Origin of the sequence: Clostridioides sp. ZZV14-6387, assembly GCF_020657835.1 — a bacterium.
Taxonomy (GTDB): Bacteria; Bacillota; Clostridia; order Peptostreptococcales; family Peptostreptococcaceae; genus Clostridioides; species Clostridioides difficile_A.
Window position 1 is genome coordinate 23,942 of record NZ_JAGWCW010000039.1, and the last position, 6,922, is coordinate 30,863.

A 6,922-nucleotide genomic window follows, 5' to 3' on the forward strand; every position below is an offset into this window, starting at 1 on the left:
ACTCCTTTTAAAATTATATCTTATCTATTAGTTTATATTCTATCACTATTAATTTATAACATCATGCTACTTATTATTTATATAGAAAAATATACAAATAATAAGTAGCAATTTTTTATAATTATCATATTTTATTCATATTTAAGAAAAATCGCTAATAGTTAAACTATTTTTTAAAGGAAGTTTACTCCATCAGAAAATAAATTTTAATTGTTCTTATTTTTATTATGTAATTATTCAACACAATATGTCATTGTTGAAATACAAATCTAATAACTAAATATTTTTACAAATTCATTACTTAAATTTTTTTATTGCATCTAAGTTAAATTTGTCATTATTTTAGTAATAACGTTTTCTTTATTTTCACTATGGATATCAATTCCATTATAATTAAAGCTCTACATCAATCTTTTTACCACTCATTGAACAGCAACTAACTTTTGCCTTATCAATAGAGAATATTTCAAACTTACCATCTCCTACAGAATACATCTGACCTAGACTTGGCATTATTTCAAGTGCCTTAGCTTGTGTTTCTTTTGATGTAACAAATACTGCTTCACCCAAAATACGTAGAGTATTAAGTTTTTGGTCTATACAACAAATCTCAAGCTTTGGATTAAAAATAAGTTGCTTAAACATATCTTTTTGATTAGATGTGCAAAATGTAAGTTTCCCATCATATTCCATAACAAATCCTAGAGGACGCACATGCGCTTGATTGTTCTCATCAACTGTTGCTAAATAATAAACTCCTGCTTTGTTCAAAAATTCTAATACTTTCATAATTTTTACACCCCTTTTAAATACTTGTATTAAGGATTATCCTTTGATATAATTTTAATATAAAATACAAAAAAAACAAGTATGCAGTTTTTTCTGATAAAGTATAAAAAAGATACTACTATAGATAAGGAGTAATTATAATGATTTTAGATAATGAAAAAAATACGACTACAAAGATTGAAGAATTAACCTGTCCAATACGTTATGCACTAGATATTGTTGGTGGTAAATGGAAATTACCTATTATATGTATGTTGGCAGTTGATAATCCGATTAGATATAGTAGCATAAAAAGAAAACTAGATGGAATTACAAACACTATGCTAGCTCAATCATTAAAAGACTTAGAGTCTGATGGCATTATTAATCGTAAACAATATAATGAAATTCCTCCAAAAGTTGAATATACATTGACAAGTAAAGGCAAAAGTATTGTGCCTATTTTACAACAATTTGCTAATTGGGGAGCTATAAATATGCAAGAAAAAAGCATATGTGGGCTTAATTGTAAGGAATGTCGAAAAATAAAATAAATTGAGATATATTAAGTTTATTTAATTGATTACAAAAAGCCACTCTTTTATGAACTATACCCCTCTTAGGAGACAGTTCACATTATACAGAGTGGCTTAAAACTTAAATATGAATACTGCCCTACTTAACTACCTTGCCATTCTTAAATCTCATATTTGGAAAACTTGCACCTAAAATTTTATTCTTGTTTATAGCATTTTCAATCCTTCTTATATCTTCATCGCTCAATTTAATATCTTTAGCTTTTAGAGAATCTAATAATGTAACTCTTCTTGATGCTCCAACCAAGGTTATAATATCATCGCCTTTTGATAAAACCCATGCAAGAGCTATTTGTGGAATAGTAGCTTCTTTTTCATTTGCTATTTCTCTTAAGTTCTCTACAAGTTCAAGGTTTCTCTCTATATTCTCATCAGAGAATAAAGGTATCCACTTATATCTTTGAGCATTAGATTTTGAGCATACTCCACTTAAAAGACCATGAGCAAGAGCCCCAAAAGCGACAACCCCTACTCCTAAGTCTCTAGCAGTTGGTAATATATTTTCTTCTATATCTCTATTAAATAAAGAATATTCAGCTTCTATAAAGCTTATATGGTGAACCTTATTAGCTCTTCTTAAAACATCTTCACCAACTTGAGTAATACCTATATGTTTTATGTATCCTTCTTTTACTAAGTCAGAAATAGCTCCAATAGTCTCTTCTACTGGTATAGCCAAATCTATTCTTGCAGGTTGATAAAGGTCTATATAATCTAAATTTAATCTCTTAAGAGTCTGTGCAACGTGACTTTTTATATTAAAAGGATTGACATCAAGACCATACATTTGACCATTAGGTGCAACAAGAGCCCCTGTTTTTACAGATACAAAGGCATCTTCTCTTTTTCTACCTTTAAGAGCCTCACCTATTATCATCTCACTTTGACCTGCTCCATAAAAGTCAGCTGTGTTTAACACATTGATACCACTATCTAAAGCTTCATGTATTGTGGCTATATTCTCAGCTTTATTGTCAAGATTTACCATACCTCCGCAACCTAGTCCAATTTTATAAAGTTCTAAATTATCATTTTTGTATCTCATTGTAAGACCTCCTAATATAACACAAATATTATTTTAGTACACTCGTACTTTACTTGACATTGTAGTACGAATGTACTAAAATGTCAAATAAATGTTATTATAAATTTTTATTGGAGGATTCAATATGGCAAAACAAACAAAAGTGGATATCTTAATTAAAGCTCGTGACTTATTTAATGAATATGGCTATAACAATGTATCTATGAGAAACGTTGCTGATGCTTTGGGAATGAGTGTAGGTAACTTAACTTATTATTTTAAAAAAAAGGAAGATTTGATTGAAGAGGTAGTTGAATACAAACATAAAAACTATAAAAAAATAGACATGCCTAAATCCTTACAGGATTTAAATAATTTATTTTTAAATTCACTAAACATTCAAAATGAGAATGCATACTATTTTAAACATTATGACCAATTATCTCAAATAAGCCCTAAAATATATAGATTTCAGCTTGATTTTATAAAAGAACTTAAGCAGTTGTTAAAAGAAAGCTTCATCAATCTACAAAACTCTAATTTAGTTCAGGAATGTACTATGCCTAACCAAATAGAAAACATTATTGAATGTATTTTGACAATACTTATATATAAACCCGTTGGTACTAAAGAACTTGATGAACATGATAGTATAGAAAGTACTCTAAACTGTTTATGGAGCATTATTTTTATGTTCCTTACTGATAAAGGAAAAAATATATATTTAAGTTCTATATCAAATCAGTTTAAATAATACTTAGTAAATTCAAGTTATATAATATTATGAAAAATTAAGATACAAAAACTAATTTAATTCATATAAGTTACTAAAATTAATATAAAAACAGGATGCTCATATAAGTCATCCTGTTTTATGTATTAAGCTCTAAATTTAATCAGTTCAAGTGTATCATTCAATACAGATATATTATCTATTTGAATCATTAACCACTTACTACTATTAAAAAAATCTATCTCACTGTATATTTGTTTGATATAATCACAACAAGTATTAATAAATAAGTCAACTTCCACTCTATTACTCTCATTTACAATAACCAAAGCTTTAAAGGAACCTTCTTGTGGATATAAAGTACACAATGATTTACCTCTTTTTTTGTATTTTACATTCCAACCTCTTTGCATTGAACATTTACTGTATTCAAGCTTAGGCTCTACATTATAAGTTGAAATCAAAGCATTATTTAGATTGTCCCATAATGGATTATTGATAAACTCTTTGATTTGTTCAGGTGTTGGTTTGTTATCTTGAAAAAACATATCTTGCCAATCCATATTCATGCCCCCTTCTATTATTCAATAGGTACTGGAACAGTCCAGTGCTCCATATATGCCACTTCAGGTGTAGAAGGATAATACATCTCAATCGCAAAATCAGTGGCCATTAAATTATGATTCTTCATCCATCGTTCCATAAACTTATCTGCTTTAAAAACAGCTGAATCGACCAACTCATTAAAATTTTCTGCTTCAAATCCACATACTAAATATTCTTTAGCAGGTAACTCAAAGGTACTATATCCTTCTACCAATGTACCTGGCTCCACTTCTATACCTGCCATATACATACAATTCCCTTTTTTTGCACTTCCCATATAAAGAGCAGCAAATTCATTTCCACCTGGGATTTTATTTGGTATATTGTGTTTTTGACTTCCAAGTTTCATCCATAATTCCTTTGCTAACGCAATACCAGTTGTCTCACCACCCATCAACTGGCAAATAGGTATTTCTCCTTCTATTCCAATAAAAGACCTTGGATTCCTCAATCTTCTGCGAGTTACTTCAATTACTATATCATCTGCAATAAGTGGTACACCTTCATCAACCATAATATAATTTAAAATTAATTCTGGCTTAACAAATTGATTAAGTTTTACTGGATTTGCTCTATATTCCTCTGGCGTTAATCCATATGCTTTTTTAAAAGCACGTGTAAATGTCTCATGACTTTCAAATCCAAAATTTAAAGCTACATCAAGTATACGATTCTTATATTCTGCTAAATGTTCAGAAGCTTTTGCAAGACGTCGAAGTTTTATATACTCCATCACTGTTTTATTGACTAATCTTTTAAACAGTCTTTGATAGTAAAATGGTGATAGGTTTGCTTCATTTGCCAGTTCATTAATTGAGATTCCTTCTGATAACCTTTCTTCTATTAAGTCTAATGTGATTTGAATAGATTCCCATGCATGCAAGTTATAAGTACCTCCTAATATTGTTATTAATCTTATACCTTTATATTATCAAAACTAAAAAAAATGTTCTTGATATACAGTGCCTTTTTTAATTTTTTGTATGATGATACTGAGTTTTATCACTTTTTAAGTAAATGTAAAATACATATAAACATAAAATATAGCAAATCTAATTTAAAGATTTGCTATATTATATATTTTATTAAACTATTTTCAAATACTTCATTTATTTCCTTATGAAAAAACTCTTTCATATCGTCTATTTGTTCTTTATCATATACATACTTTCCATATCCAAATTGACCATATTTAAACTTTCTATCTTCATTTTCCATTGGCAACAATGTGTCTGGATAAATTTCTAATATTCTATTTTTAGCTTTAGTAGTATATCTATGAGATATAACTTCAAATATAATTTTTCCATCAAAATCCTTTGGTAGTGCTTCTTTTATGTTTCTAATAAGGCTTCTATATTCTTCTTTCCAACCTTCATATAGAAATACAGGAGCTATTATAAAACCAATCTGATAGCCAGCTTTAGCAAGTTTTACAGCTGATTCTATTCTTTTATTAGCAGATGCTGTATAATGTTCATGTCCTTCTATAATCCTAGGAGTATTTATACTGAATCGTATTTCTGTATGATTATTATGTTTAGCATCCAATAAACTATCTACATCACTGTATTTAGTAACAAATCTAAATCTTCCTTTTTCTTCTCTTCCAAAAAACTCTATTGTTTTTTTCAATGAATTGGTATACGGCTCTACTGGAACTGGGTCTGATGTAGCTGCACCTTCAAATATAGTAACTTGTGGCTTTCTATCTTCAATATACTTCTTTGTTTGTTCAAGTATCTCATCTATATTTACAAATACCCTTATAAAGGGTTTATCACCTAGTTGTGTGTTTAAATAACAATATTCACATCTTCCCATACATCCACTGACAAGTGGTAGTTGATAATTAGCAGAAGGTTTACATGTTTGAAACTTCATGCTTTTTCTAATCCCAACTACCATGGTCTGTTTTCCACTCCTATATTGCTCGTATAGATTTTCACCTGGAATATGTTCCTTGACTCTATTTGATGATATATTAATTATCTCTACATCTTTTTTATCTTTAAATTTATCATATATGTTTTTTCCAACATCAGTATCTAAAGTTCCTTTTTCAAATATTATTCTTTTGGGATTAAACATTTATTTCACCTCTACTCAAAGTTTTTAAATTGAAGATTTTTATAAAATATTACTTAGTTAATCTTCCCTTTTTTAAGCACCTTTATTTATTAGAAAGTAAAATAAAAATTTAAGATTAATTTCCTATATGTACACTACTATTTATGAGTTTCTTACTGATAATAAATGTATTTATCTAAAATTAAATGTATAATATTAAGTTAAAGAGACTTGTAGTATATTTCTTTTATTTGTTCTTTATTAAAAGTTTTTGGATGTCTCCTAATATTTGCAGCCGATATCTTCATGCAATTATCAGTTAACCAATCTATATCTGATTTTTCAACACCTAAATCAGTTAGTTTTATATCTAAATCTATTTTTTTAAGGAAATTTCTAATTGCATCTGAACAATCTTCTGCACAAGTTCCTCCTAATATTTTTGATATATTTCCAAATCTTTCGATGTCACTATCCCATGAACTTTCTACAATGCTTGGAGTCAAAGCTGCAAGTCCTTTTCCATGCATTACATCTCTAAGACCACTTACAGGATGTTCCATACCATGTGGTTAAATACTTTTTATACAACTATATTTTGAACTTTTTAAGTTACCCTTTTTCTTTTCTATTATTTTTTCTTTTTATTTTTGTATTTTACAATTAGATTTATAAGCTTAGATTTTATATGTAAATTTACAGATATACTGCTTTCTTTTCTAGTTTTTCTACCTTTAAACCATTTTAGTATTTTTAAAATAAATATTTTCATATGGGCGACTCCTTTCGTTTTTATTTTCCATAATATCTGGAATGTTGTATTATAGATTTAAGCCCATAGAAATATAACAAAAATAAGTAAAAAATAAGATTATTTTTTCTTTTCTTCTAAATCATTGCATTTTATTTTATATAAATAGAAAATACATAAATTTTTTTTAAAAACAACCTTTTAAAATCGTTTTTAAGATACTTAGAAAACCTTCTTCGATAATTTATATAGCTAAATCTTAAAATCTTAATTATAAATTTAAGCATAAAAAAAGAAGGGGCTGTCGCACTAGAAAATAGTGCTACGCCCTTTTTTGCATAAAAAAATAAATCCCAAGTTCAAAAGAGCCTAGG

Annotated in this window: 9 protein-coding genes; 2 read left to right on the top strand and 7 right to left on the bottom strand. The window is 27.9% G+C overall.

Translation table 11 applies throughout. The features are described from left to right. Positions 1–393: 393 nt before the first annotated feature. Positions 394–789 (bottom strand): pyridoxamine 5'-phosphate oxidase family protein, encoded by a 396-nt coding sequence (locus tag KGF38_RS18350; protein ID WP_074179328.1) that lies wholly within the window; start codon positions 787–789, stop codon positions 394–396. A 140-nt stretch (positions 790–929) separates the two neighbouring features. Between KGF38_RS18350 and KGF38_RS18355 the strand changes: the two genes are divergently transcribed. Then, entirely contained in the window at positions 930–1,322 is a 393-nt protein-coding gene (locus tag KGF38_RS18355; protein WP_074179329.1) for a winged helix-turn-helix transcriptional regulator, read from the top strand. A gap of 121 nt (positions 1,323–1,443) precedes the next feature. Here KGF38_RS18355 and KGF38_RS18360 read toward each other — a convergent pair whose 3' ends face one another. After that, entirely contained in the window at positions 1,444–2,409 is a 966-nt protein-coding gene (locus KGF38_RS18360) for an aldo/keto reductase (RefSeq protein ID WP_074179330.1), read from the bottom strand. A gap of 124 nt (positions 2,410–2,533) precedes the next feature. On the opposite strand from KGF38_RS18360, the gene KGF38_RS18365 reads away from it, so the two are divergent. Further along, positions 2,534–3,142: a TetR/AcrR family transcriptional regulator gene (locus KGF38_RS18365; RefSeq protein WP_054268885.1), complete on the top strand. Its 609-nt coding sequence runs from the start codon at positions 2,534–2,536 to the stop codon at positions 3,140–3,142. Between the two features lie 125 nt (positions 3,143–3,267). Here the strand turns inward: KGF38_RS18365 and KGF38_RS18370 are convergent, their stop codons facing one another. From KGF38_RS18370 to KGF38_RS18390, 5 genes are all read right to left on the bottom strand, one after another. Then, positions 3,268–3,684: a DUF3788 domain-containing protein gene (locus KGF38_RS18370; protein WP_054268884.1), complete on the bottom strand. Its 417-nt coding sequence runs from the start codon at positions 3,682–3,684 to the stop codon at positions 3,268–3,270. Between the two features lie 17 nt (positions 3,685–3,701). Further along, entirely contained in the window at positions 3,702–4,610 is a 909-nt protein-coding gene (locus KGF38_RS18375; RefSeq protein WP_054268883.1) for an AraC family transcriptional regulator, read from the bottom strand. Between the two features lie 185 nt (positions 4,611–4,795). Beyond that, complete coding sequence (gene splB, locus KGF38_RS18380; protein ID WP_074179331.1) at positions 4,796–5,818, bottom strand: spore photoproduct lyase; 1,023 nt, start codon at positions 5,816–5,818, stop codon at positions 4,796–4,798. 200 nt (positions 5,819–6,018) lie between these two features. Further along, on the bottom strand, positions 6,019–6,360 hold the full coding sequence (locus KGF38_RS18385) for an iron-containing alcohol dehydrogenase (RefSeq protein WP_075050852.1): 342 nt from the start codon (positions 6,358–6,360) through the stop codon (positions 6,019–6,021). 68 nt (positions 6,361–6,428) lie between these two features. Next, positions 6,429–6,569 (bottom strand): hypothetical protein, encoded by a 141-nt coding sequence (locus KGF38_RS18390; protein ID WP_158245580.1) that lies wholly within the window; start codon positions 6,567–6,569, stop codon positions 6,429–6,431. Between the last annotated feature and the right edge of the window lie 353 nt (positions 6,570–6,922).